This is a genomic window from Kitasatospora sp. NPDC017646, from assembly GCF_044329365.1.
Taxonomy (GTDB): domain Bacteria; phylum Actinomycetota; class Actinomycetes; order Streptomycetales; family Streptomycetaceae; genus Kitasatospora.
In genome coordinates, this window is record NZ_JBIRJC010000016.1 from 56,526 (window position 1) to 77,497 (window position 20,972).

The 20,972-nt window shown below is 74.1% G+C and carries 24 protein-coding genes; 12 read left to right on the forward strand and 12 right to left on the reverse strand.

All coding sequences use genetic code 11. From position 1 onward, the window contains the following. The first annotated feature begins 202 nt into the window (after positions 1–202). From ACH4J0_RS24240 to ACH4J0_RS24250, 3 genes are all read left to right on the forward strand, one after another. Entirely contained in the window at positions 203–1,075 is an 873-nt protein-coding gene (locus ACH4J0_RS24240; RefSeq protein WP_396242634.1) for a SigB/SigF/SigG family RNA polymerase sigma factor, read from the forward strand. 75 nt (positions 1,076–1,150) lie between these two features. Continuing rightward, the gene (locus tag ACH4J0_RS24245; protein ID WP_396242635.1) at positions 1,151–1,546 is read left to right on the forward strand and encodes an STAS domain-containing protein; all 396 of its coding nucleotides are present in this window, start codon (positions 1,151–1,153) and stop codon (positions 1,544–1,546) included. A gap of 118 nt (positions 1,547–1,664) precedes the next feature. Further along, positions 1,665–2,138: an ATP-binding protein gene (locus ACH4J0_RS24250; protein WP_396242636.1), complete on the forward strand. Its 474-nt coding sequence runs from the start codon at positions 1,665–1,667 to the stop codon at positions 2,136–2,138. Positions 2,139–2,278: 140 nt separating this feature from the next. On the opposite strand, the gene ACH4J0_RS24255 is transcribed toward ACH4J0_RS24250, so the two are convergent. Together ACH4J0_RS24255 and ACH4J0_RS24260 are read right to left on the reverse strand one after the other, a co-directional pair. Next, the gene (locus ACH4J0_RS24255) at positions 2,279–2,449 is read right to left on the reverse strand and encodes a hydrophobic protein (protein WP_396242637.1); all 171 of its coding nucleotides are present in this window, start codon (positions 2,447–2,449) and stop codon (positions 2,279–2,281) included. Between the two features lie 106 nt (positions 2,450–2,555). After that, the gene (locus ACH4J0_RS24260; protein ID WP_396242638.1) at positions 2,556–3,524 is read right to left on the reverse strand and encodes an LLM class F420-dependent oxidoreductase; all 969 of its coding nucleotides are present in this window, start codon (positions 3,522–3,524) and stop codon (positions 2,556–2,558) included. Between the two features lie 265 nt (positions 3,525–3,789). Here ACH4J0_RS24260 and ACH4J0_RS24265 point away from each other — a divergent pair, with 265 nt between their 5' ends. Further along, positions 3,790–3,945 carry a DUF6131 family protein gene (locus tag ACH4J0_RS24265; RefSeq protein ID WP_396242639.1) on the forward strand — a complete coding sequence of 52 codons (156 nt, stop codon included), beginning with the start codon at positions 3,790–3,792 and terminating at the stop codon, positions 3,943–3,945. A 144-nt stretch (positions 3,946–4,089) separates the two neighbouring features. On the opposite strand, the gene ACH4J0_RS24270 is transcribed toward ACH4J0_RS24265, so the two are convergent. Continuing rightward, positions 4,090–4,359, reverse strand: a complete 270-nt coding sequence (locus tag ACH4J0_RS24270) for a hypothetical protein (RefSeq protein ID WP_396242640.1) — start codon at positions 4,357–4,359, stop codon at positions 4,090–4,092. A 429-nt stretch (positions 4,360–4,788) separates the two neighbouring features. On the opposite strand from ACH4J0_RS24270, the gene ACH4J0_RS24275 reads away from it, so the two are divergent. Continuing rightward, on the forward strand, positions 4,789–5,265 hold the full coding sequence (locus ACH4J0_RS24275; protein WP_396242641.1) for a DNA starvation/stationary phase protection protein: 477 nt from the start codon (positions 4,789–4,791) through the stop codon (positions 5,263–5,265). Between the two features lie 172 nt (positions 5,266–5,437). Here the strand turns inward: ACH4J0_RS24275 and ACH4J0_RS24280 are convergent, their stop codons facing one another. Both ACH4J0_RS24280 and ACH4J0_RS24285 read right to left on the reverse strand, forming a co-directional pair. Next, positions 5,438–5,917 (reverse strand): flavin reductase family protein, encoded by a 480-nt coding sequence (locus tag ACH4J0_RS24280; RefSeq protein WP_396242642.1) that lies wholly within the window; start codon positions 5,915–5,917, stop codon positions 5,438–5,440. Between the two features lie 3 nt (positions 5,918–5,920). Beyond that, positions 5,921–7,408 (reverse strand): MFS transporter, encoded by a 1,488-nt coding sequence (locus tag ACH4J0_RS24285; protein WP_396242643.1) that lies wholly within the window; start codon positions 7,406–7,408, stop codon positions 5,921–5,923. Positions 7,409–7,583: 175 nt separating this feature from the next. On the opposite strand from ACH4J0_RS24285, the gene ACH4J0_RS24290 reads away from it, so the two are divergent. From ACH4J0_RS24290 to ACH4J0_RS24305, 4 genes are all read left to right on the forward strand, one after another. After that, entirely contained in the window at positions 7,584–8,060 is a 477-nt protein-coding gene (locus ACH4J0_RS24290; RefSeq protein WP_396242644.1) for a hypothetical protein, read from the forward strand. A gap of 326 nt (positions 8,061–8,386) precedes the next feature. Next, entirely contained in the window at positions 8,387–9,328 is a 942-nt protein-coding gene (locus tag ACH4J0_RS24295) for a MerR family transcriptional regulator (protein ID WP_396242645.1), read from the forward strand. 52 nt (positions 9,329–9,380) lie between these two features. Then, complete coding sequence (locus ACH4J0_RS24300; RefSeq protein WP_396242646.1) at positions 9,381–10,928, forward strand: SDR family oxidoreductase; 1,548 nt, start codon at positions 9,381–9,383, stop codon at positions 10,926–10,928. Beyond that, positions 10,925–12,244 carry a cryptochrome/photolyase family protein gene (locus ACH4J0_RS24305; protein ID WP_396242647.1) on the forward strand — a complete coding sequence of 440 codons (1,320 nt, stop codon included), beginning with the start codon at positions 10,925–10,927 and terminating at the stop codon, positions 12,242–12,244. Before ACH4J0_RS24300 ends, ACH4J0_RS24305 begins: the two co-directional genes overlap by 4 nt. An 83-nt stretch (positions 12,245–12,327) precedes the next feature. Here ACH4J0_RS24305 and ACH4J0_RS24310 read toward each other — a convergent pair whose 3' ends face one another. The 6 genes from ACH4J0_RS24310 to ACH4J0_RS24335 form a co-directional block, all read right to left on the reverse strand. Further along, the gene (locus ACH4J0_RS24310; protein ID WP_396242648.1) at positions 12,328–13,854 is read right to left on the reverse strand and encodes an FMN-binding glutamate synthase family protein; all 1,527 of its coding nucleotides are present in this window, start codon (positions 13,852–13,854) and stop codon (positions 12,328–12,330) included. Positions 13,855–14,164: 310 nt separating this feature from the next. Then, the gene (locus ACH4J0_RS24315) at positions 14,165–15,067 is read right to left on the reverse strand and encodes a universal stress protein (RefSeq protein WP_396242649.1); all 903 of its coding nucleotides are present in this window, start codon (positions 15,065–15,067) and stop codon (positions 14,165–14,167) included. A gap of 536 nt (positions 15,068–15,603) precedes the next feature. Further along, on the reverse strand, positions 15,604–16,005 hold the full coding sequence (locus ACH4J0_RS24320; RefSeq protein ID WP_396242650.1) for a DUF2267 domain-containing protein: 402 nt from the start codon (positions 16,003–16,005) through the stop codon (positions 15,604–15,606). An 85-nt stretch (positions 16,006–16,090) separates the two neighbouring features. Then, positions 16,091–16,495: a DUF2267 domain-containing protein gene (locus tag ACH4J0_RS24325; RefSeq protein ID WP_396242651.1), complete on the reverse strand. Its 405-nt coding sequence runs from the start codon at positions 16,493–16,495 to the stop codon at positions 16,091–16,093. Positions 16,496–16,553: 58 nt separating this feature from the next. After that, a complete protein-coding gene (locus tag ACH4J0_RS24330) occupies positions 16,554–16,838 on the reverse strand; it encodes an STAS domain-containing protein (protein ID WP_396242652.1) in 285 nt (94 codons plus the stop codon). A 115-nt stretch (positions 16,839–16,953) separates the two neighbouring features. Then, positions 16,954–17,388, reverse strand: coding sequence for an Hsp20/alpha crystallin family protein (locus ACH4J0_RS24335; protein ID WP_396242653.1), 435 nt, complete (start codon positions 17,386–17,388; stop codon positions 16,954–16,956). A 109-nt stretch (positions 17,389–17,497) separates the two neighbouring features. On the opposite strand from ACH4J0_RS24335, the gene ACH4J0_RS24340 reads away from it, so the two are divergent. Together ACH4J0_RS24340 and ACH4J0_RS24345 are read left to right on the forward strand one after the other, a co-directional pair. Beyond that, positions 17,498–18,169, forward strand: a complete 672-nt coding sequence (locus tag ACH4J0_RS24340) for a hypothetical protein (RefSeq protein ID WP_396242654.1) — start codon at positions 17,498–17,500, stop codon at positions 18,167–18,169. Beyond that, positions 18,144–18,518, forward strand: a complete 375-nt coding sequence (locus ACH4J0_RS24345; protein ID WP_396242655.1) for a hypothetical protein — start codon at positions 18,144–18,146, stop codon at positions 18,516–18,518. Before ACH4J0_RS24340 ends, ACH4J0_RS24345 begins: the two co-directional genes overlap by 26 nt. Here the strand turns inward: ACH4J0_RS24345 and ACH4J0_RS24350 are convergent. Then, positions 18,500–18,733 (reverse strand): hypothetical protein, encoded by a 234-nt coding sequence (locus tag ACH4J0_RS24350; RefSeq protein WP_396242656.1) that lies wholly within the window; start codon positions 18,731–18,733, stop codon positions 18,500–18,502. The genes ACH4J0_RS24345 and ACH4J0_RS24350 overlap by 19 nt on opposite strands. 238 nt (positions 18,734–18,971) lie before the next feature. On the opposite strand from ACH4J0_RS24350, the gene ACH4J0_RS24355 reads away from it, so the two are divergent. Further along, positions 18,972–20,786: an alkaline phosphatase family protein gene (locus tag ACH4J0_RS24355; RefSeq protein ID WP_396242657.1), complete on the forward strand. Its 1,815-nt coding sequence runs from the start codon at positions 18,972–18,974 to the stop codon at positions 20,784–20,786. Positions 20,787–20,972: the final 186 nt, after the last annotated feature.

Here is a 20,972-nt window from a genome sequence, read left to right on the forward strand (position 1 = left end):
CGGTCGGGTGCGGTGGGTACCGTCACGGAGGCTACCGCAGCGTCCGCACCACCGGGAAACGCCTGCCCCCGGGGCGGAGCGACTCCGAGTGGCGGATCCGATGCAGAGCGGGTTTCACTGAATCTTCACGACGGGTGGCCGCATCGATCTCCCGCTCCGGGGTAGCAGGGCCCCCGTCGTGCCCTCTCGGGAAAGGACTCGGATGCCCACGCCCACCGGTGAACTGCTCGTTTCCACAACCGCCCCGGGGGAGATCGCGCGGGAGCCGCTCCCGGTCGATCTGCCCCGAGGAGCGGAGCTGCGGGAGATGGCGCCGGCCGACGCTCGGGAACTCACCCGCGTCCTGCTGCGCCGTCTCTGCACGCTGGAGGAGGGGACGAGGGAGTACTCGTACGTCCGCAACACCCTGGTGGAGATGAACCTCTCCCTCGTGAGGTTCGCGATCCGCCGCTTCACCTCGCACCGCGAGCCGAAGGAGGACCTCCTCCAGGTGGGCGCGGTCGGCCTGGTCAAGGCCATCGACCGGTTCGACCCGGACCTCGGCGTGGAGTTCACCACCTTCGCCATGCCGACCGTCCTCGGCGAACTGCGGCGCCACTTCCGCGACACCACCTGGGCCGTGCACGTGCCCCGCCGGCTCCAGGAACTGCGCATCGTCCTGGCCAGGGCCCAGGAGAAGCTCGCTCACGACCTCGACCGCGCGCCCACGCCGGCCGAACTCGCCGAACACCTCTCGCTCCCGGTCGAGGAGGTCATCGAGGGACTGACCGCGGCCAACGGGCACACCGCGGGCTCGCTGGACCTCGGCGCCGCGGAGGACGAGGACGGCCCCGGCCCGCTCGCCGACCGCCTCGGCGAGGAGGACCAGAGCCTGTCCCGGGTCGAGGACCTGGTGGCGCTCAAGCCGCTGGTGGCCGCGCTGCCGGAACGGGAACGGCTCATCCTCTCCATGCGCTTCTGTGAGGACATGACGCAGTCCCAGATCGGCGCCCGCCTCGGGCTCTCCCAGATGCACGTCTCCCGGCTGCTGAGCCGCACGCTTCGGAAGCTGCGGGAAGGGCTGGAGAGCGACTGACGGGCGCCGGGCCGTGTTTGGCGCAGCGGCCCGGTCTACGTAAGGTCGGAAGGCACGAACATGGAGGGGACGACGATGATGCCATCCGACAACGGCCAGGGCGAAGCCACTCTGGTGACCGCCGTACCCCGGCCCGGTCTCGTGGTGCGCAGCCGTACCACGGAGACCGGGGCAGTGGTGTGCGCGCTCGCCGGCGACCTCGACATCGAGACGCTGGCCTCGGCCGCCGAGCCGCTCGCCGAGCTGGTCGCGCAGCGGCCGTCCGCGCTGGTCATCGACCTGCGGGAAGTCGCCTTCTGTGACTCCTCAGGGCTGAACCTGCTGCTCCGCACCCGCCTCGCGGCGGAGAAGGAGGGGCTGCACCTGCGGCTCGCGGCGGTGGCGCCGACGGTGCTGCGGGTACTGGAACTGACCGGCGCGCGGACGGTGTTCACCATCCACGAGTCGGTCGAGGGGGCCCTGGCCGCCTGACCGCCCGGGCGGCGGGGTGGTCCGCCCGGCTACCGGGCGGCGGCCGGGGAGAGGCATAATCCCGGAGCTGCCGGGAAACCGAGCTGCGAGAGTCGTCGATGCGGAAGGGTGCCCTTAGATGTCGATGAGCCGGGGGACCCTGGACGGCGACCCGCACCCGGGCGGGCTCGTGCTGCCCGCCGGCGGGCAGCGCAGACGGTTGCCCCTGGCCGGGCTCACCAAGCCGGTCGCCCGTGCCAGGACCCACACCGTCCGTGCGCTCGGCGACTGGTGCGCGCCGGCCCCCGGTGCCGGGGAGGGGATCACCGAGGACATCGTCCTGGTGGTCGCCGAACTCGTCGGCAACGCCATGCTGCACGGCGACGGCCCGCTGGAGCTGATCCTCGACCTCACCCCCGCCCGGCTGCGGATCGAGGTCAGCGACCGCAGCACGGACATGCCCGCCCCCCGGGAACCGCACCACCCCGCCCTGCCCGGCGGCCACGGCCTGTTCATCGTGCAGCGCATCGCGGACCGCTGGGGCGCCGAGCCGCACGTCCAGGGCAAGACCATCTGGGCCGAGTTCGACGCCCTCCGCCTGCGGGGTTCGTGACGTCACGAAACCCACGGCGCGTCGCACCACGGGAAGGACGCTCCGACGGCGAGCGGAGCAGGAGAACGCGGCGGGGCCGCCCGGAACGGGCGGCCCCTCGCCTGTTGCGTGCCGGCCGGACCGGCGCGTTCCCCGAGCGGTTACCAGCGGTACCAGCGGCTCCGTCCGCCCGCCGCCGTCGTGCCCCGTGCGATGAAGCCGAGCAGCCACACGACGAGCACGATGACGGCTGCCCACCAGAGCACCTTCAGCGCGAACCCGGCGCCGAAGAGGATCAGGGCGAGCAGAAGGACCAGCAGAAGCGGGACCATGGGTCTACCTCCTCGAGTGGGTGATGTGTCCGTCCTTCTGCCCCGGAGGCCCGGGGGTATGTACCGGTTTCGGAGCTTATGTCCCGGCCGGTGCGGCGCCCAGGCGTCAGAACGCCCCGCGCAGCGCGGGCAGGAGGGTCTCCTCGGCCCACTCCAGGAAGGCGGGCTGGCCGTCCCCGCCCACCTGTACGAGGGCGACCTCCTCGAATCCGGCGTCGACGAAGGGCCGCACGGCCTCGACGAAGTCCTCGACCCGGTCGCCGCACGGGATCGCCCCGGCGACGTCCTCGGGGCGGACGAACCGGCCGGCCGCCGCGAACCCGGCGGTGCCCGGCAGTTCGGCATTGACCTTCCAGCCGCCGCCGAACCAGCGGAACTGCTCGTGGGCGCGGCGCACGGCCGCGTTCCGGTCGCGGTCCCAGCACACCGGCAGCTGGCCCACCGCGGGCTTGCCGGCGCCGCCGTGCTCCGCGAAGCCCGAGACCAGCCCGGCGTCGGGCTCGACGGCGATCGCGAGGTCGGCGAGCCGCCCGGCCAGGGCGCACGAGGCCGGGCCCGACACCGCCATCCCGATCGGCGGCGGCTGGTCCGGGAGGTCCCACAGCCGGGCGCCGACCACGTCGAAGTGCTTGCCGTGCCGCGTCACGTACCCGCCGTCGAACAGCGCGCGGATGATCTCCACGGCCTCGGCGAACATCTCCAGCCGGACCGACGCGGCCGGCCAGCCGCGGCCCACCACGTGCTCGTTGAGGTTCTCCCCGCTGCCGAGCCCCAGCCGGAAGCGTCCCTCGGACAGCAGCTGGAGCGTCGCCGCCTTCTGCGCCACGACAGCGGGGTGGTAGCGGAAGGTCGGGCACGTCACGTACGTCATGAGCGGGATGCGGGAGGTGGCCTGCGCGGCCGCTCCCAGCACCGCCCACGCGTAGGGGGCGTGGCCCTGCTCGTCGAGCCACGGGAAGTAGTGGTCCGAGACCACCGAGAAGTCGAAGCCCGCCCGTTCGGCGCGCACCACGTCGCAGACCAGGTCCCGGGGGGCCCGCTGCTCGGTCATCATCGTGTATCCGATCTGCACCATGACCCGCGTCTGCCCCGCGGAGGGCGCCGTCCACTCCCGCAGCCGGTCTTCGTTCGATCGTACGAACACCGGCCACCGCGTTCCTCCGCCGGTGTGACACCGGAACCCCGCAGGGAGTTTGCCGCGCGCGTGGTGCGGTAGACGCGGTCCATGGGCGCGGCCGGACAGACGACGGCTCCACCACCCGGGGGCGCGGCCCGGGCTCCGCAAGCGCGGGCGCCGGCCCTCACGACAACCCGTCCCGTCACCCACCTGGGAGGACATCGTGGTCATTCTCGGCGTCATCCTGCTGATCATCGGCTTTGTGATCGGCTTCCCGATCCTGTGGACGATCGGCATCATCCTGGTCGTCATCGGCCTCATCCTGTGGCTCGCCGGGGCCCTCGGTCACGCCGTCGGCGGACGTCGTCACTACTTCTGACCCGGCCTGAGCAGCGGTCCGGGCCGACACCACCAGGTGCCGGCCCGGACCGTCGCGCGTGCGTCCGTTCGCGGCGCGACGCGGTGAGAACGGCGGTCGCCGTGGTCCCGGGCTCCGGCGCCGGAGCCCGGGACCACGCGGACCTCAGCGGCTGGGACGGCCGGGACGGCCGGGACCGGGGGCGGCGGGCGGCTCCTCGTCGGAGTGGGGGCCCTCGCCGTCGGGGGTGCGCCAGGAGTCGGCCCGCTCGGCGGCGGCGCCCTCAGCGGGCCGCGGCGGCCGTCGGCGGAGCAAGCGGTGACTGCCCCAGGCGAAGGCGCCGATGAGCACCGCCGCGATGACCAGTGCGGGCGCCAGGACGCCCGCCGCCGAGGGGCCGGCGGCTTCCGCGGCGGAGAGCGAGTGGGTGATCACGGATTCCGTTCCTTTCCTGGGTTCTTTCGGTTGCCGTTCCGCGGCTCGGCAGTCCCGGGGGAGGGACGAGCCGGATCGGGACCACGGCTGGCGTCCGTCTACCCCGCCCGGCCGGGCGCACTCGCCCGCAGCACCGCAGCTCAGGCGGCAGGCGGACGGGGACGTCACCGTTTCCCCCGGCCGTCACCGGGAGCGCGGCGTCCGGGGAACCGGGACGGTGCGCCGGCGGGCCGGGTGGTTTCCGCGCCGGCAGAGGGGGAAGCCGCCGACCATCCGCTGCCGGTCGTTCGCGCCCGTCCCGGACGCCGAGGGGGTCGCCCGCGTGCGTGCGGGCACGGTTCCCCACCGGGGCCGAACCGCCGGGCGGCGGGCCGCCACCACCGTACGGAGACCGGACGACGGCTCCCCCGACCCGGAAGGAATTCAGCGATGGGCATCGTCATCAGCAGCCCGCTGCCGGACAACGAACGCAAGACGACCGGGGAGGCGCTGCAGGGCGCCCTGGTGGACCTGCTGGACCTCTCCCTGGTGGCCAAGCAGGCGCACTGGAACCTCTACGGGCCCCGGTTCCGCTCCGTCCACCTGCAGCTCGACGAAGTGGTCGCCACCGCGCGCAGCTTCGCCGACGAGGTGGCCGAGCGTGCCGCCGCGATCGGCGTCAGCCCGGACGGCCGGGCCGCCACCGTCGCGGCCTCCAGCGGCCTGCCCGGGTTCCCCGAGGGCTGGACGCCCGACGAGGCGGTGGTCGAGCACCTGGTGAAGGCGTTCGGGGCCGTGATCGAGCGGATGCGCGCGCGGATCGACGAGACGGGCCCGGCGGACCCGGTCACCCAGGACCTCCTGATCGGACTCACGGCCGCGCTGGAGAAGCACAGTTGGATGTTCCAGGCGGAGAGCCGGGGCTGACGCCCGCGGGCCGTGCGCGGCGCGCACGGCCCGACGCCGGCCGGCGGCCGCGCCGGCCCCCGACCGGCCCACTGACGCCCGCCCGGTGCTTTCCGCCGGGCGGGCGTCAGTGGTTGTCAGGAGGGCGTCGGCGGGTGTCGGCCGGCGTCCGCCGTGGTTCGTGGCAGCCGGGTCATGCCGGGTGTCCGGGCTCGATGTCCGCCACGTCGCGGAACGAGAGCACGGGCGTCGTCGCCGAGCCCGGCGCGTGGACGTGCAGCGGCTCCAGGAGGAAGCCGGTGTGATCGCCCCAGTCGGCCCGGTCCAGCACAGTGCCGACGAACCAGGCCGGTGCCAGGTCGAGGACCGGGGCGCCGCCCGGCCCGCGGTGCCAGGCCGTGTCGGCGAACTTGTCGCACTCGTCGCCGGTCCGGCCGCCGAACAACTCGGCCAGCCGGTGGTCGGGCGGCAGCAGGTGGACGCCGAGCACTCGCGCGCCCAGGGCGACGGCGTGGGTGTGGTTCGCCTTCGACAACCACACCGTGAACCGCGCCGGATCGATCGAACACTGCCCGGCGAACCCCACCAGGCAGCCGGCCGGCCGCGGTCCGGCCGCCGTCACGACGTACACCGGATAGTCCAGCAAGCCCGTGAACGCGTCGAAACCGGCCATCTCTCAGGCCTCCGTCCGGACGGCGCTCAGCGGCGCGGCCAGCGACTCCAGGCTGCGCCGCTCGGCCTTGACGCCGATGACGGCCTCGACCAGGCCGGCGGCCGTCATCAGTGCCGCGCCGGTGCAGAAGGCGAGCGTGGTGTCGGAGACCCTGCCGCTGCTGACGAGGCCGTTGAAGAGCAACGGGCCGCTGATGCCGCCGACGGCGGTGCCGATGGCGTAGAAGAAGGCGATGCACAGGGCCCGGGTCTCCAGCGGGAAGATCTCGCTGACCGTCAGGTAGGCCGAACTGGCGCCGGCCGAGGCGAGGAACAGGACGGCCGTCCAGCAGCCGGTCAGGGTGGTGGCGGAGAGCGAGCCGTGCTGGAAGAGGGCGGCGGTGGCGAAGAGCAGCACGCCCGAGCCGATGTAGGTGCCGGCGATCATCGGTTTGCGGCCCAGCGAGTCGAAGAGGTGGCCGAGCAGCAGCGGGCCGAGGAAGTTGCCGACCGCGATCACCGCGAAGTAGTAGCCGGTGTCGCCCTCGGGGACGTCGAAGTAGGTGGTCAGGATCGTCGCGTAGCCGAAGGTCACGGCGTTGTAGAGGAACGCCTGCCCGACGAACAGCGCGAAGCCCAGCGCGGTGCGGCGCGGGTAGCGGGAGAACACGGTGCGGGCGATGGTGACGAATCCCAGCGCTTCCCGCGCGCGGATCCGGATGGGCGCCTCCTCGACGGGCGGCAGGGGCGTGCCGGTCTGCCGCTCGACCGTCCGCTCCGCCTCCGCCACGATCCGCTCCGCCTCGTCGGCCCGCCCGTGGGTGAACAGCCAGCGCGGGCTCTCGGGGACGTGCCTGCGGACGAACAGGATGACCAGGCCGAGCACGACACCGATCCCGAAGGCGAGCCGCCAGCCCACGTCGGTGGCGAAGAGCGAGGTGTCGAGCAGCGCGATCGACGCGAAGGCGCCGAAGGCGGCGCCGATCCAGAAGCTGCCGTTGATGACCAGGTCGATCCGGCCGCGCACCCGGGCGGGGATCAGTTCGTCGATCGCCGAGTTGATCGCCGCGTACTCGCCGCCGATGCCGAAGCCGGTGAAGAAGCGGCACAGGAAGAAGAACCACGCCGACCAGGAGAGGGCGGTGACGGCGGTCGCCGCCAGGTAGACGGCGAGCGTGAGCATGAAGAGCTTCTTGCGGCCGAGCCGGTCGGTCAGCCAGCCGAAGAACAGCGCACCGCTGCAGGCGCCGGCGACGTAGACGGCGGCGGCGACGGTGGTCACCTGGGCGGTGCTGATGCTGATCCCGCTGCCGTGCTGGGCGAGGCGTCCGGCCATGTTGCCGACGATCGTCACCTCCAGGCCGTCCAGGATCCAGACGGTGCCCAGACCGATCACGATCCGCCAGTGCCAGCGTGACCAGGGCAGCCGGTCGAGGCGGGCGGGGACGTCGGTGGTGATCACGCCGGGTTCCGTTTCCCGTGTGCGTGCGGACGGGTTCGCCGGTTCGGCCATGGTGGACCTCCTTCTCCTCGGGTCGGTGATCGTTCCGCGTCTGCCCGCTTCTGCGGAGCCCAAGCCCGTTGGCGCGGCGCGCCGTTAGAGCCTGCCGAGGCCGGGTAGGCGCGGGCGTCGAGACGTCCGTGTCGTCCGCAGCCGGGCGTCCCCGAACCGGTGGAGGAGGACGAGAATGGACACGACGAGGCACGGTGGCGCCGAGCAGGGCGTGGGCGACGCGGCGCGCCGCCTCACCGAGTCCACCGCGAACCTGGTCCGCCAGGATGTCGACCGCGTCCGGGAGGCCGTCGAGGCCCTGGCCGACCGGACGGGAGTGTCCGTCCCCGGCGGCCGCGAGGAACGCGGCAACCGGATCTCCGGGCTGGGCCCGCTGCTCGGCCTGGCCGCCGGACTGGGCGTGGGCCTGGGCCGGGGCATCGGCGTGCTGACCGGGGTGGCCGGGGGCCCGCCCACCAGGACGGGGGCCTGCGTCGCCGCCGTGAGCGCCGCAGCGGCGGCACTGGCCGCCTCCGACGGCCCGATGGCCGCGCTCGGCATCAGCGACCCGAAGGAGTGGGAGCCCGCCGACTGGGCCGCCGATATCGTGCCGCACCGGGCCTACGGCGCTGCCACCGCCGTCCTGCACGGCCTGCGCCGCTCGTGCCGGTGACACCCACCGGCGACACCGGGACCCGCCCTTCGACGCCGGCGCCCGGTCGGGGATTGCTTCGCCCGCCCCGCGCTCAGGTCGGGGGCGTTGGACGGGTGGAACAGCAGTCGACGGTACGCGGCGCGGCGAAAGTGCCGGTAACGCTGCGAAAACGATGCGCCTGGCGGCACCGTCAGCCGCTGCGCCATGGTCGAACCGTGCAGGCAACCACCGAACGGGCGGTCACTCACCGGCCGTCCACCTGGCCCGTGGCCCCCGGCAGACCGCTTCCCGTCGCGGGCGCGTCGGCCGGCCGGGCTCCTGCGCCCCGTCGTAGGCTCGCCGGCGTGACCGCCCCGACCGTCCCCGACCCGGCCGGACTGACCACCGGAGCCCTCGCGCGCCGGCTCGGCGTCTCGCCCACCACCGTCCGGTCCTGGGAGCGCCGCTACGGCATCGGCCCCGCTCGCCGAGACCCCGGGCGGCACCGGCGGTGGGCACCGGACGACGTGGCCGTCCTGGAGGAGATGTGCCGGCTCACCGCCCGGGGCGTCACCCCCGCCGAAGCCGCGCGCGTCGCGGTGGCGGGGGTCGGCCCCACCCCGCCGCAGGCACGGACCGGAACGGTCTCCGGCGGTACCACCCTGCCCGTGGGCACCGTACGGCCCGAGTGCCGGGGCCTGGCCCGTGCCGCCGTCCGGCTCGACGCCCCCGAGATGGCCCTCATCCTGCGCCGCAACGTCGACGAGCTCGGCCTGGTCACCGCCTGGACGGAGGTGATGGCGCCGGCGCTGCGGGCGGTCGGGCGCAAGTGGGCCACCGAGGGCGAGCGCTACGTCGAGGTGGAGCACCTGCTGTCCTGGCACGTCTGCGCCGCCCTGCGCCGGGCCGCCGACCAGGTGCAGCCGCACCTCGGCCCGGCCGCGTTGCTCGCCGGCATGCCGACGGAACTGCACACCCTCGCGCTGGAGGCGCTCGCCGCCGCCCTGGCCGAGCGCGGCCTGCCGTTCCGGATGTTCGGCGCGGCGCTGCCGCCCGACGCCCTGCTCGAAGCCGTGCGCCGGACGGGCCCGCCCGCCGTGCTGCTCTGGTCGCAGGTCCCCGGTACCGCCGACCGGGCCCTGGTCGAGCGGGTCGTCCGCACCGCCTGGGGCCCGCAGGGCGCGCGCACCCGACCGGTGGTGCTGCTCGCCGGACCCGGCTGGGCCGGCCCCCGCCGCCCTCCCGGCACCCTGCGCCCCCGCGACCTCACCACCGCACTCCACCTGCTGGAGGGGCTGCTGCGCTGATCCGCCGCAGGCCAGGCCCCCGGCACCCGTCCCCCGGAAGGAGCGGAACACCGTGGACGAGCGAGCCCAGACCGGAAGACTCTGCCTGGTCACCGGCGCCACCGGCTACATCGGCGGACGGCTGGTCCCCGAACTGCTCTCCGCCGGGTACCGGGTGCGCTGCCTGGTCCGGGACCAGCGCCGGCTGCGCGACCAGCCGTGGCGCGGCCGGGTGACGGCCGTCACCGGCGACGTCACCCGGCCCCCGACCCTGGACGGCGCCTTCGACGGCGTCGACGTCGCCTACTACCTGGTGCACTCCCTCGGCACCGGACCGGACTTCGAGGACACCGACCGCCGCGCCGCCCGGGCCTTCGCCCGCGCGGCCGCCCGGGCCGGGGTGGGCCGGATCGTCTACCTCAGCGGGCTGCTGCCCGCCGGGGTGCCCGAAGCCGAGCTCTCGCCTCACCTGCGCTCGCGCGCCGAGGTCGGCCGGGTCCTGCGCACCGCGGGCGTGCCGACCGCCGAACTGCGGGCCGCCGTCATCATCGGTTCCGGCTCCGCCTCCTTCGAGATGCTCCGCTACCTGACCGAACGCCTGCCCGCCATGGTCACCCCGCGCTGGGTCAACACCCGGATCCAGCCAATCGCCGTGCGCGACGTGCTCCGCTACCTGGTCGCCGCCGCCTCGCTGCCGCCGGACGTCGACCGGGCCTTCGACATCGGGGGACCGGACGTGCTGACCTACCGGCTGATGATGCAGCGGTACGCCAGGGCGGCCGGCCTGCCCCGGCGGCTGATCGTGCCGGTGCCCGTCCTGACCCCGGCGCTGTCCAGCCACTGGGTCGGCCTGGTCACCCCGGTGCCCGGTTCGCTCGCCCGCCCGCTGGTGGAGTCGCTGCGGCACGAGGTGGTCTGCGGCGAGCACGACATCGCCCACTGGATCCCCGACCCACCGCAGGGACTGACCGGCTTCGACCGCGCCGTCGAACTCGCCCTGCGCCGCATCCGCGAAGCCCGGGTCACCACCCGCTGGTCCTCCGCCTCGCTCCCTGGCGTCCCCAGCGACCCGCTGCCCACCGACCCCGACTGGGCGGGCGGCAGCCTCTACCAGGACCTGCGGGAACGGCGGGTGGCGGCCGATCCGGCCGCGGTGTGGCGGGTCGTGGAGGGCGTCGGCGGCGAGAACGGCTGGTACTCCCTGCCGTTCGCCTGGGCGCTGCGCGGCACCGTCGACCGGCTGGCCGGCGGCGTCGGACTGCGCCGCGGCCGGCGCGACCGGGACCACCTGCGGGTCGGCGACGCCCTCGACTTCTGGAGGGTCGAGGAGATCGAGCCCGGGCGCCTGCTGCGCCTGCGTGCCGAGATGCGCCTGCCGGGACTGGCCTGGCTGGAGATGCGGGTCGCGCCCGACGGCGAGGGCGGAACGCTCTACCGCCAGCGCGCGCTGTTCCACCCGCACGGACTGGCCGGCCACGCCTACTGGTGGTCGGTGGCGCCGTTCCACTCGCTGGTGTTCGGCGCGATGGCGCGCAACATCACGGAACGCGCCCGAAGGGCCGCCGTGCCGCGCAGCACCCCGAGAACCCCGACCGATTCCGCTCCGAGGGCCCACCCATGACCGTCTCGATCGTCCTGTTCACCCAGGACCTGCGCCTGCACGACAACCCGGTGCTGCACGCCGCCCGCGCCGCCGCGGACCAGGTGGTGCCGCTGTTCGTCCTCGATCCCGCCGTGGAGGCGGCCGGTTTCGCCGCCTCCAACCGGCTGGCCTTCCTGGCCGACTGCCTCGCCGACCTGGACGCCTCGCTGCGCTTCACCGGCTCGCGCCTGATCGTGCGCCGCGGCGCGACCGCCGAGCAGACGGCCCGGGTGGCCGCCGAGAGCGGTGCGGGGACGGTGCACGTCGCGGCCGGGGTCAGCGCGTTCGCCCGTCGGCGCGAGGCGGGGCTGCTCGCCCTGTTCGGCGAGCGTCTGCACGTCCATGACGCCTCCGTGACGGTGGTCCCGGCCGGGCGGATCGCCCCGGCGGGCCGCGACCACTACGCGGTGTTCACCCCGTACCACCGGGTCTGGCAGCAGGCCCCCCACCGCACGGTGCTGGGCGCGCCCCGGGTGATCCGCACGCCGGAGGGCATCGGCAGCGAGAACCTCGTGGTCACGGGCCCGCTCTCGCCGGCCCTGCCCCGCGGCGGCGAGAGCGCGGCGCGGGCGCGCTGGCGGCGCTGGGACCTCGACGGCTACGCCCAGGGGCACGACGACCTCGCGGGCGACTCGACCTCCCGGCTGTCGCCGTACCTGCACTTCGGCTGCCTCTCACCCACCGAGCTGACCGCCCGCGCCCTGCGGCACGGCGGCGAAGGGGCACAGGCCTTCGTACGGCAGCTCGCCTGGCGCGACTTCCACCACCAGGTCCTCGCGGCCCGGCCCGACGCCGCGCACCACGACTACCGTTCCAAGGGCGACCGCTGGCACCACGACGAGCACGAGGCCGAAGCCTGGCGGCAGGGCCGCACCGGCTACCCGATCGTCGACGCCGGGATGCGCCAGCTCGCCCACGAAGGCTGGATGCACAACCGCGCCCGCCTGCTGACGGCGAGCTTCCTGGCCAAGTCCCTCTACCTGGACTGGCGCATCGGCGCCGCCCACTTCCTCGACCTGCTGGTCGACGGCGACGTCGCGAACAACCAGCTCAACTGGCAATGGGTGGCCGGAACCGGCACCGACACCCGCCCCAACCGGGTCCTCAACCCACTGCGCCAGGCCGACCGCTACGACCCCGACGGCGACTACGTGCGCCGCTGGGTACCGGAGCTGGCCCACCTGCCCGGGCCCGCCGTCCACCGCCCCTGGCCGCTCGCCCCCGACTACCCGGACCCGGTCATCGCCCCCGAGACCCTCTCGACCCGCCTGCGCCGGGCCCGCGGCCTCGACTGAAGGAGCGCCGGCCGGGGTCCCGTCGCGCGTCGGCTGCCTGCCGGCGTGCGACGGGACCCGGGGGGATCGTCCGATCGGTCCGGTCAGGCGGCGGGCTCGGTGGCGACCAGGGCGGTGATCTCCTTGGCGAGCTGGGGGCCGAGTTCGCCCCAGCCGTCCTTGTAGCCGTAGACGCCGGCCAGGGTGCGGGCCTCGTAGTCGCCGTTCAGGATCTCGATGTCGTCGGCGGTGATGAGGCCCGGGTGGGCGACGCCGACGGCGGAGGAGACCTTGAGCAGTTCCTTGCGCAGGGTGCGCAGGTAGACGGCGGCGCGGGTGGACTTCGAGGCCGGGTCGAGGCCGCGGGCCAGCCAGGGGTTCTGGGTGGCGATACCGGTGGGGCACCGGTCGGTGTGGCACTTCTGGGCCTGGATGCAGCCGATCGACAGCATGGCCTCGCGGGCCACGTTGATCATGTCGGCACCCAGGGCGAAGGCGACGGCGGCGTTCTCGGGCAGGCCGAGCTTGCCGGAGCCGATGAAGGTCAGCTCGTCGGTGAGGCCCTGTTCGGCGAAGGTGCCGTAGACCCGGGAGAAGCCCATCCGGAAGGGAAGGGACACCGAGTCGGCGAACATCCGCGGCGCCGCGCCGGTGCCGCCCTCGCCGCCGTCGACGGTCACGAAGTCGACGCCGCGGTCGCGGCGCGCCATGAGGGTGGCCAGCTCCTGCCAGAAGCCCAGCTCGCCGACCGCGCTCTTGATGCCGACGGGCAGGCCGGTCTCGGTGGCGAGCAGCTCGACGAAGTCGAGCATCGAGTCGACGTCGCCGAACGCGGTGTGCCGCGACGGGGAGGCGCAGTCCCGGCCGACCGGGATGCCGCGGATGGCGGCGATCTCCGGGGTGACCTTGGCGCCCGGCAGCATTCCGCCCAGGCCGGGCTTGGCGCCCTGGGAGAGCTTGATCTCGATCGCCTTGACCGGTGCGCCGGCGACGACGTCCTTGAGCTTGCCGAGGTTGAAGCTGCCGTCCTCGTTGCGGCAGCCGAAGTACGCGGTGCCGAGCTGGAGGACGAGGTCGCCGCCCTGGCGGTGGTACGGGGAGAGGCCGCCCTCGCCGGTGTTGTGCATCGCGCCCGCCTCCGCCGCGCCCTTGTTGAGGGCGGAGATGGCGGCGCCGGAGAGCGAGCCGAAGCTCATCGCCGATATGTTCACCACGCTCGCCGGCCGGAAGGCCTTGGCGCGCCCGCGCGGCCCGCCCAGCACCTTGGCGGAGGGCAGGGGGGACTGCGGGTCGTGGGTGTCGGGCACCGCGTCGGCGAAGGTGCGCTGCTTCAGGTACGCGTGGCCCTGGACGTGCGCGACGTCGACCTCGGTGCCGAAGCCGAAGTAGTTGTTCTCCTCCTTGGCCGACGCGTAGATCCAGGTGCGCTGGTCGCGGCTGAAGGGGCGCTCCTCCTCGTTCGACGTCACGATGTACTGCCGCAGCTCCGGCCCGATCGTCTCCAACAGGTACCGGGCGTGCCCGAGCACCGGGAAGTTCCGGAGCAGCGCGTGCTTCTTCTGGACGAGGTCGCGGGCAGCCAGAAGCGCCACCGCTGTCGCGGCGGCCGCGCCGATCTTCCGGGCTTGCATGGAGGTTCCTCCTCGATGGCCGACCCCATCGCCACCGGTGGAGTCGTCGTGTCGTGCGTCGGGTGGTGCAGGACGTTGGACGGCGGGCGGCCGGCCGGTCGGGCGTCGGCGTCCGTCGGAGAATGCGCACTGATCGTAAGAGGCCCCCCTGGCCGCTCCGCGGTCAGGGGGGCCTCAGCGCCCGGCGTTCTCCTGCTGTTTCCCCGCCCGCACGCCGGAACCTCCTCGGTCCCCCGTGCTCCCCGTCATGTCGGGAGCCGGGCCGCGGGAGGGGAGCACTTCCGGCCTTGCTCGGCGCCGCTCCACGAGGTCAGTCGTACGGGACGACGGCGACCGGGCAGTGGACGTGGTGGATCGCGGCGTGGGCGACGGGGCCGAGGTGGTGGTGCCGGAACGGCAGGTGGCGCAGGCGGCGGCCGAGGACGAGGAGACGGGCCGTCGCGGCCGCGTCGACGAGTTCGACGGCAGGCTTGCCGCGGACCAGGTCGGCGGTCACCTCCACCTCGGGGTGAAGGGTCCGCAGCGGGTCGAGGGCTTCGGCGAGGCCGGTCCACTCGACGCTGGAGAGCTCACCCTCCAGCCCGCCGATGGCGCCGTAGGACATGTACTCGCTGCCGGCCGGCGGGGACCAGACGTGGATGACCCGCAGCGGCGCCGAGCGCAGCGCGGCGGCCCGGAAGGCGAAGGCCAGCACGTTCTCCGGGGGGTGGGCCAGGTCGATGCCGACCGTCACGGCGCCGTCCGGCTCGTCCTCCCGGGCGCGGACCAGCACTACCGGGCAGACGGAGCGGCGCAGCACCTCCTGGCTGACCGAGCCGACCAGGAAGCCGCGCAGGGTGCCCAGCCCGCGGGAACCGAGCACCAGCAGGGCGGCGTGGTGCGAGGCTTCCTCCAGGGCCTCCACCGGGTCGGCGGACACCGGGGCGGAGGAGACCGGCACCCCGGGCACCAGGGCGGACAGCGCGGACTCGCGGTCGGCGAGGTGGGCGAGGGCGCGGTGGTACGTCTGGTCGCTGCCGACCACGTCCCGCTTCGGCCAGGGCCAGGCCTCCAGGACTTCGAGCGGGACGCCGCGGCGCTGCGCCTCGCGGGCGGCCCACTCGGTGGCGGTCAGGCTCTCGGGCGAGCCGTCGAAGCCGACGACGACGGGCCCGGTGGGGGGTCCGGTGGGGGTTCCGCCGGGGGGAGGCCCGGTCGGGGCGGGATCGGTCACGGCGTGCTCCTCAGGTTCCGCGGCGCGGCGAGGGCCGTAGCCGGCCGCCGGGGCCGCCTCGGGTTGCGACCCCAGTATCGGTGGTGGCCGCGCCCGGCACCTCCCGGGGCTCCCGGGGGCGGCCCTCCACCCCGGGAGGCCGGGGCGGGGCCGGACCCGGGTCGCCAGCGGCCGTCCGGGGGTGACACGGGCGACGACTGCGGCGGCAGGCAGCCGTCGGCGAGGGGTTCGCCGGCGTGGGCGGGCCGGAAAGGATTCTGCGGGGAGCTGTCACACTCACGCCTCGCGATCCGTCGGGTCGGTGAAAGCACCGAACAGCCCGAGAGGAACACGACGTTGACCACCCGAGAAGGCGCTCGCCACCCTGATGACGGCCATCGGCCAGGTCAACTTCTTCGTGGCGATCGCGCTGATCGCCAAGCCCGTCCCCGGCCGTTCCTTCACCGAACCCTGGGCCTGACGAATCCGTGGTGCCACCCCCGGCCCGCCGAGCCCCTCGCTCGGCGGGCCGATGCCGGGGTCGCGGGGGTGGCGGCTCAGGCCGGGGCCGGGGTCAGGTCGGCGCGGCCGAAGAGCAGCGCCCAGCCGTGGGGGAGTCGGGCGAGTACGCGGTCGGTGAGGTGGTCGCCGGCCAGGTCGGCGAGGGCGGCCAGGACGGAGGAGGCGTCCCAGCGGGCCGCGGTGAGGCTGGTGCCCAGGACGTCGGCGAGGGCTTCGACGAACGCGGGCGCGCCGACCGGCGTCGGAAGGGGGATCTGGGAGGAGAAGACGACGCGGGCCCGCTCGGGAAGCACGGAGGCGAGGTCGCAGCGTTCGTCGCCGGTGAGCTGTGAGCCGAGCAGGGCCAGGACCGCGTCGAGGACGCGTTCGGCCTCCTCGTCACCGGGGTAGCGGCCGAGGGTGCGGACCTGCTGGATCAGGCGGCGGTGCCGGGTCATGGCGGTGGCCTTCCGGGGCGGGCCGCCGCACGCGGCGGCCGGAACGGCGGTCGGGGCTGGTGGTCGGGGACCGGCGGTCGAAGGGTCAGGGGCGTCGGACGGCGTCCGGGCGGCCGAACAGGACGTCGTAGCCGGGCGGCAGTTGGAGCAGGACCTGCTCCATGAGCTGGTCGTCGGCGGCGTCGGCGACCGTGGACAGGACGGCGCCGATGTCCCACGGGGCGGTGGCTTCGGTGGCGCCTTCTATCCAGGCGGCGGTGGCGCGCACGAACCGTTCGGGACTGAGCGGTTCGGCGGCCTGGAGCGGGTTGAGCAGGACCAGGGCGAGGGTCTCGGGCAGCCGGGCCGCGAGGCGGGCGCGCACGGCGCCGACCAGGTGGGCGCCGAGCAGGGCCAGGACCACGCGGGCGCAGCGCTCGGCCTCCTCGGGTGTGCTGTACTCGCCGCGTTCCCGGACCTGGTCCAGGAACGCTTCCCAACGGATCGTCACCGTGCACTCCTTCCTCCGGGATCGGGGGCGAACGAGGTCCGGTCCGTCGCCGGCCGGATCACGGGGCCAGGCGGCGGCCTAGGCCGGTGAGCTCGAGGAGCCGGGTTACGGGGCGGCCGATGCCGCGTAGCACGAGGCGTCGGCCGCTGCGGTCGGCCTGGTTGCGGGCCCGGACGAGGACGCCCAGGCCCGAGCAGTCCATGAACGTGACCTCCGAGAGGTCGAGCACCACCTCCTGGTGCTCCGCCAGTGCACGGGAGATCTCTCGGCGCAGGTGCGGGGCGGTGTCGAGGTCGATCTCGCCGTGCGCCGTCACCACGAACGGGGTCGCCTGGGTGGTCATGGGACTGCTCGCTGTCCGTCCGGCCCGTGTGCCGGGCAGGTGGAGAACCGGACCGGGGTGTCCCGTGCCGCTCCGCCGGGGGGACCGGGCGGCACGGGACGGCCTCGGGAGGGGGTCAGGCCTGGATCTGCTTGCGGCCGTCGCTGTGGCCGATGGCGATCTTGCGGGGCTTGGCCTTCTCGGCGACCGGGATCCTCAGGGTCAGCACGCCGGAGTCGTAGTCGGCGGTGATCCCCTCCGGGTCGAGGGTGTCGGAGAGCATGACCTGCCGGGAGAACACGCCGAGCGGGCGCTCGGACAGCTCCCACTTCACGCCCTCGCCCTCCTGGCGCGGGCGGCGTTCGGCCTTGACGGTCAGCATGTTCCGTTCGACGTCGATGTCGATCGCCTGCGGGTCCACCCCGGGCAGGTCGAAGCAGATCACGTACTCGTCACCGGTGCGGTACGCGTCCAGCGGCATCGGGGTCGGCCGCGACCAGGTGCCGGTCGTGTTGAGGAACTGCTGGGTCAGCCGGTCCAGCTCGCGGAACGGGTCAGTGCGCATCAGCATCGCGAAACACCTCCATTGATCGATGGGTGCCAGTGCGCTTCACCTGACACTGTTGTAGCACGTCGTCGGTTCGATGACAAAGGCAAACTGTCGTCCGTAGAATGACGCCATGAGTACGAAGCCGTCGAAGCCCGTGCCCGGCTCCGAGCCGGTCTCCTTCCTCGCCGCCGCGTCGGCCCTCGCCGCCATCGACGACGCGGTCCGCGCCGCCCGCGCGCCCTCCGCCGAGCCCGAGGAACCACGGGAGGAGGGGGCCGAGCAGGCGTTGGCCGCCCTGGTGCTGCTGCGGGAGCTGCGCGCCCGGCTCGCCGACTGGGAGGCCCCGCTGGTCGAGGCGGCCCGCGCCGGCGGCGCGACCTGGGCCGACCTCGCCCGCCCCATGGGCGTCGCGAGCCGCCAGGCCGCCGAGAACCGCTACCTGCGGCTACGCCCCGCCGGCGCTCCTGCGGCGGGGGAGACCGGAGCGGAGCGGCTCAAGGCCGTGCGTGACCGCCGGGCCGCCGACCGCGCCGTCAGCGCCTGGGCCCGCGACCACGCCGCCGGCCTGCGCGTGCTGGCCGCCCAGATCACCGCCGCCTCCGGCCACGCCCCGGCCGCCGGGCCCGCGCTGACCGCGCTCACCATCGCCCTCGGCGCCGCCGACCCCGCCGACCTCATAGCGCCCCTGGCCGACATGCGTCCGCACCTCGCCGACGCCCATCCCGAGCTCGCCACCCGCCTCGATGACCTCGCCCGCCACACCGACCGCCTCCGCCATGACAGCGACCAACGACGCGCCTGAGCCCTGCGCCGACGCCCAGGACGACCGCTGGCGGCACATCGAAGAACGGCTCTCCGCCCTGGAACGCCGGATCCGGGAGCACGGCGGCGCGGCCCTGACCACGATCGACGCCTGCCTGGCCCGGCTCGACGCCCTGCGCCACGAGCTCGCCACCCGGCCCTGGCCCCCGACGAGCCCCGACGCTACCGCAACGAGCGCGGCCGGGCCGTCGCCGAGGTGCTCACCTTCCGTGACGGCCTGGTCTGCCGCGGCTTCGGCGCGTACGGGCCGGAGGTGTGAGGACCCGGGGGCGCGCCCCGGGCAGCGCCGCCCCGGGGTGCCCGCGCACGGCTACTCCCAGACGACGTAGTGGTCGTTGAACTCCCCGCCGACGCAGAACCCGCGACGGGTGCGGATGTCGGCGGCCACGAAGCCGCCGCCCTCCTCGCACTGCAGCACGGTGACGGCCGGGTCGAGGTGGCGGACGTGGTCGATGGCGAAGGCCGGGACCCCGCCCAGCGGGAGCGCGGCCGTGGCCAGGACGGCCAGGACGGCCAGGGCGGTGAGGCGTGTGGCAACGGTCATGCCCGGTCAACGAGGCCGCCCGGCCGAGTTCACCTCCGGGCGCGCCCCGGGTCCGGCGCTCCTTCGCGCACAGCCGGTCGGAGACCGTGGAGTCTTCAGCGAAGTTGTCTGAGCAAGTTCGGCCGCCGTTCGCCCGCGCGCCCTTCCCCGGGCCGCGCTGAACCGGTATCTCTGTCCCGCCCGTGGTGCAACGCCACGGCACCCACCCTCACGCAACCAACGGGACGAGGTACCCCCAATGCGACTGCGCTGGAGCCCACTCGGCGGACTGTTCGCCACCCTCCCGCTCCTCGGCGCCCTGGTCGTCGGCGCGCCCGCCACCGCGCAGGCGGCGGGCGGCAGCGGCAACCTGATCGTCAACGGCGACGCCGAGGCCGGCGGCTACTGCACCGACGACTGGAGCGCCGCCACCACCGTCCCCGGCTGGACGACCGAGGCCGGCGGCGTCGACGTCATGTGCTCCACGGTCGGCTCCTTCGGCCTGCCGAACGACGGCAGGACGCCCGGCAAGGCCTTCTTCGGGCCGGGCAACTTCGGCGACGGCTCGATGAGCCAGACCGTCGACGTCTCCTCCGCCGCCACCGCGATCGACGGCGGAGGCGTGCACTACGACCTGGCGGGCTGGCTGGGCGGTTGGACCACGTACGGCGGCTACGTCGCGGTCGGCCTGCACTTCCAGGACGCCGCCGGCAGGCCGCTCGGCCCGACCGCGAAGCTGCCGACCGTCTCCGCGACCGACCGCGGCCTCAGTACCGAGTTCCTCTCCCGCACCGCCACCGGCGCCGTCCCGGCCGGGACCAGGTCGATCCAGGTCGAGGTGCAGTTCCTGTCCTCCACGAACGAGACCGGCTACCTGGACAACCTCTCGCTCACCCTCGACACCCCGGTCGCCGCGCCCGCGCCGCTCACCCCGCCCGCCTCCCGAGTGCCGGGCTACGACCACGTGTTCACCGTCATGATGGAGAACACCGACTACTCCCAGATCATGAACGACCCGGCGGACACCCCGTACATCCACGGCCTGATGGCCCAGGGCGCCACCCTCACCGACGCCCACGGCGTCTACCACCCCAGCGACGAGAACTACCTCGCCATCGCGGGCGGCGACACCTACACCAAGGGCGCCACGTACTGGCCGAACATCAACTCCCCGCAGCGCAACCTCGGCGACACCGTCGAGGCCGCCGGGAAGACCTGGAAGGCCTACGAACAGGGCATGGGCACGCCCTGCAACACCAACAAGAACAACGACACGTACTACATGCCCGACGACGCGCCCTTCATCAACTACACCGACATCAGCGGCGATCCGGCCCGCTGCGCGGCCCACCTGTTCGACACCACGCAGCTGACCACCGACCTGAAGTCGGCCGCCACCACGCCGAACTTCTCCTGGATCGCCGCCGACGACTACTACGACGGCGAGGCCTCCGGCAACGGCAGCGCCACGAGCCTGAAGACCCAGGACGGCTGGCTGCAGCAGACCCTCGCCCCGGTGCTGTCCTCGCCGGCCTGGACCCAGCAGCGCTCGCTGCTGCTCCTGACCTGGGACGAGAGCCAGAACGAGGGCTACAACCACGTCGCCACCGTCGTCCTGGGCTCCCAGGGCACCGTCCCGGCCGGTACCAGCAGCCCGCTGCACAACGACCACTACGGCATCGGGCGCACCATCGAGTCGGCCCTCGGCCTGCCAGGGCTGACCGCCAACGACACCTACGCGACGCCGCTGAACGCCGCCTTCGCGCCGTCCACCGCCGCCGGACCGGCGCTGACCGGTGACCTGAACGCGGTGGCCAACGGCGGCAACGTCACCTTGCGCTACGGCCTGCCGACCGCGTCCCAGGCCGGTGCGAAGAACTGGGTCGGCCTCTACCCGGCGGGCGTCACCCCCGGATCCCAGTCCGCGCTCACCTGGTCCTACACGCCCAACCAGAGCGGCGCGGTCACCTTCGCCACCGGCAAGCTCAAGGGCCCGGGCCGCTACGACGCGTACTACCTGGCCAACGACGGCTACTCGGTGCTGGCCGGACCGTTCACCCTGACCGTCGGCTGACGGCGGCGAGAGGGGCCCGCGGCGCGCGGGCCCCTCAGCGGCCGGCCGAGCGCGCCACGGCCAGGGGCAGCGCGGTCGAGCGCCGCCCCGGCATCGCACGGCACATCGGGCCGGAACCACTCGGCGTGTTAGGGACCGCTCGCTTCGGGCACCCGCTCTTGCGGACCAGGAGGGTTTCGCGGCGAG

Coding starts and splice junctions, on each gene's coding strand:
- ACH4J0_RS24240 (WP_396242634.1), top strand. CDS start 203: ATGCCCACGCCCACCGGTGAACTGCTCGTTTCCACAACCGCCCCGGGG.
- ACH4J0_RS24245 (WP_396242635.1), top strand. CDS start 1,151: ATGATGCCATCCGACAACGGCCAGGGCGAAGCCACTCTGGTGACCGCC.
- ACH4J0_RS24250 (WP_396242636.1), top strand. CDS start 1,665: ATGTCGATGAGCCGGGGGACCCTGGACGGCGACCCGCACCCGGGCGGG.
- ACH4J0_RS24255 (WP_396242637.1), bottom strand. CDS start 2,449: ATGGTCCCGCTTCTGCTGGTCCTTCTGCTCGCCCTGATCCTCTTCGGC.
- ACH4J0_RS24260 (WP_396242638.1), bottom strand. CDS start 3,524: ATGGTGCAGATCGGATACACGATGATGACCGAGCAGCGGGCCCCCCGG.
- ACH4J0_RS24275 (WP_396242641.1), top strand. CDS start 4,789: ATGGGCATCGTCATCAGCAGCCCGCTGCCGGACAACGAACGCAAGACG.
- ACH4J0_RS24280 (WP_396242642.1), bottom strand. CDS start 5,917: ATGGCCGGTTTCGACGCGTTCACGGGCTTGCTGGACTATCCGGTGTAC.
- ACH4J0_RS24285 (WP_396242643.1), bottom strand. CDS start 7,408: ATGGCCGAACCGGCGAACCCGTCCGCACGCACACGGGAAACGGAACCC.
- ACH4J0_RS24290 (WP_396242644.1), top strand. CDS start 7,584: ATGGACACGACGAGGCACGGTGGCGCCGAGCAGGGCGTGGGCGACGCG.
- ACH4J0_RS24305 (WP_396242647.1), top strand. CDS start 10,925: ATGACCGTCTCGATCGTCCTGTTCACCCAGGACCTGCGCCTGCACGAC.
- ACH4J0_RS24310 (WP_396242648.1), bottom strand. CDS start 13,854: ATGCAAGCCCGGAAGATCGGCGCGGCCGCCGCGACAGCGGTGGCGCTT.
- ACH4J0_RS24320 (WP_396242650.1), bottom strand. CDS start 16,005: ATGACCCGGCACCGCCGCCTGATCCAGCAGGTCCGCACCCTCGGCCGC.
- ACH4J0_RS24330 (WP_396242652.1), bottom strand. CDS start 16,838: ATGACCACCCAGGCGACCCCGTTCGTGGTGACGGCGCACGGCGAGATC.
- ACH4J0_RS24335 (WP_396242653.1), bottom strand. CDS start 17,388: ATGCTGATGCGCACTGACCCGTTCCGCGAGCTGGACCGGCTGACCCAG.
- ACH4J0_RS24340 (WP_396242654.1), top strand. CDS start 17,498: ATGAGTACGAAGCCGTCGAAGCCCGTGCCCGGCTCCGAGCCGGTCTCC.
- ACH4J0_RS24345 (WP_396242655.1), top strand. CDS start 18,144: ATGACAGCGACCAACGACGCGCCTGAGCCCTGCGCCGACGCCCAGGAC.
- ACH4J0_RS24350 (WP_396242656.1), bottom strand. CDS start 18,733: ATGACCGTTGCCACACGCCTCACCGCCCTGGCCGTCCTGGCCGTCCTG.
- ACH4J0_RS24355 (WP_396242657.1), top strand. CDS start 18,972: ATGCGACTGCGCTGGAGCCCACTCGGCGGACTGTTCGCCACCCTCCCG.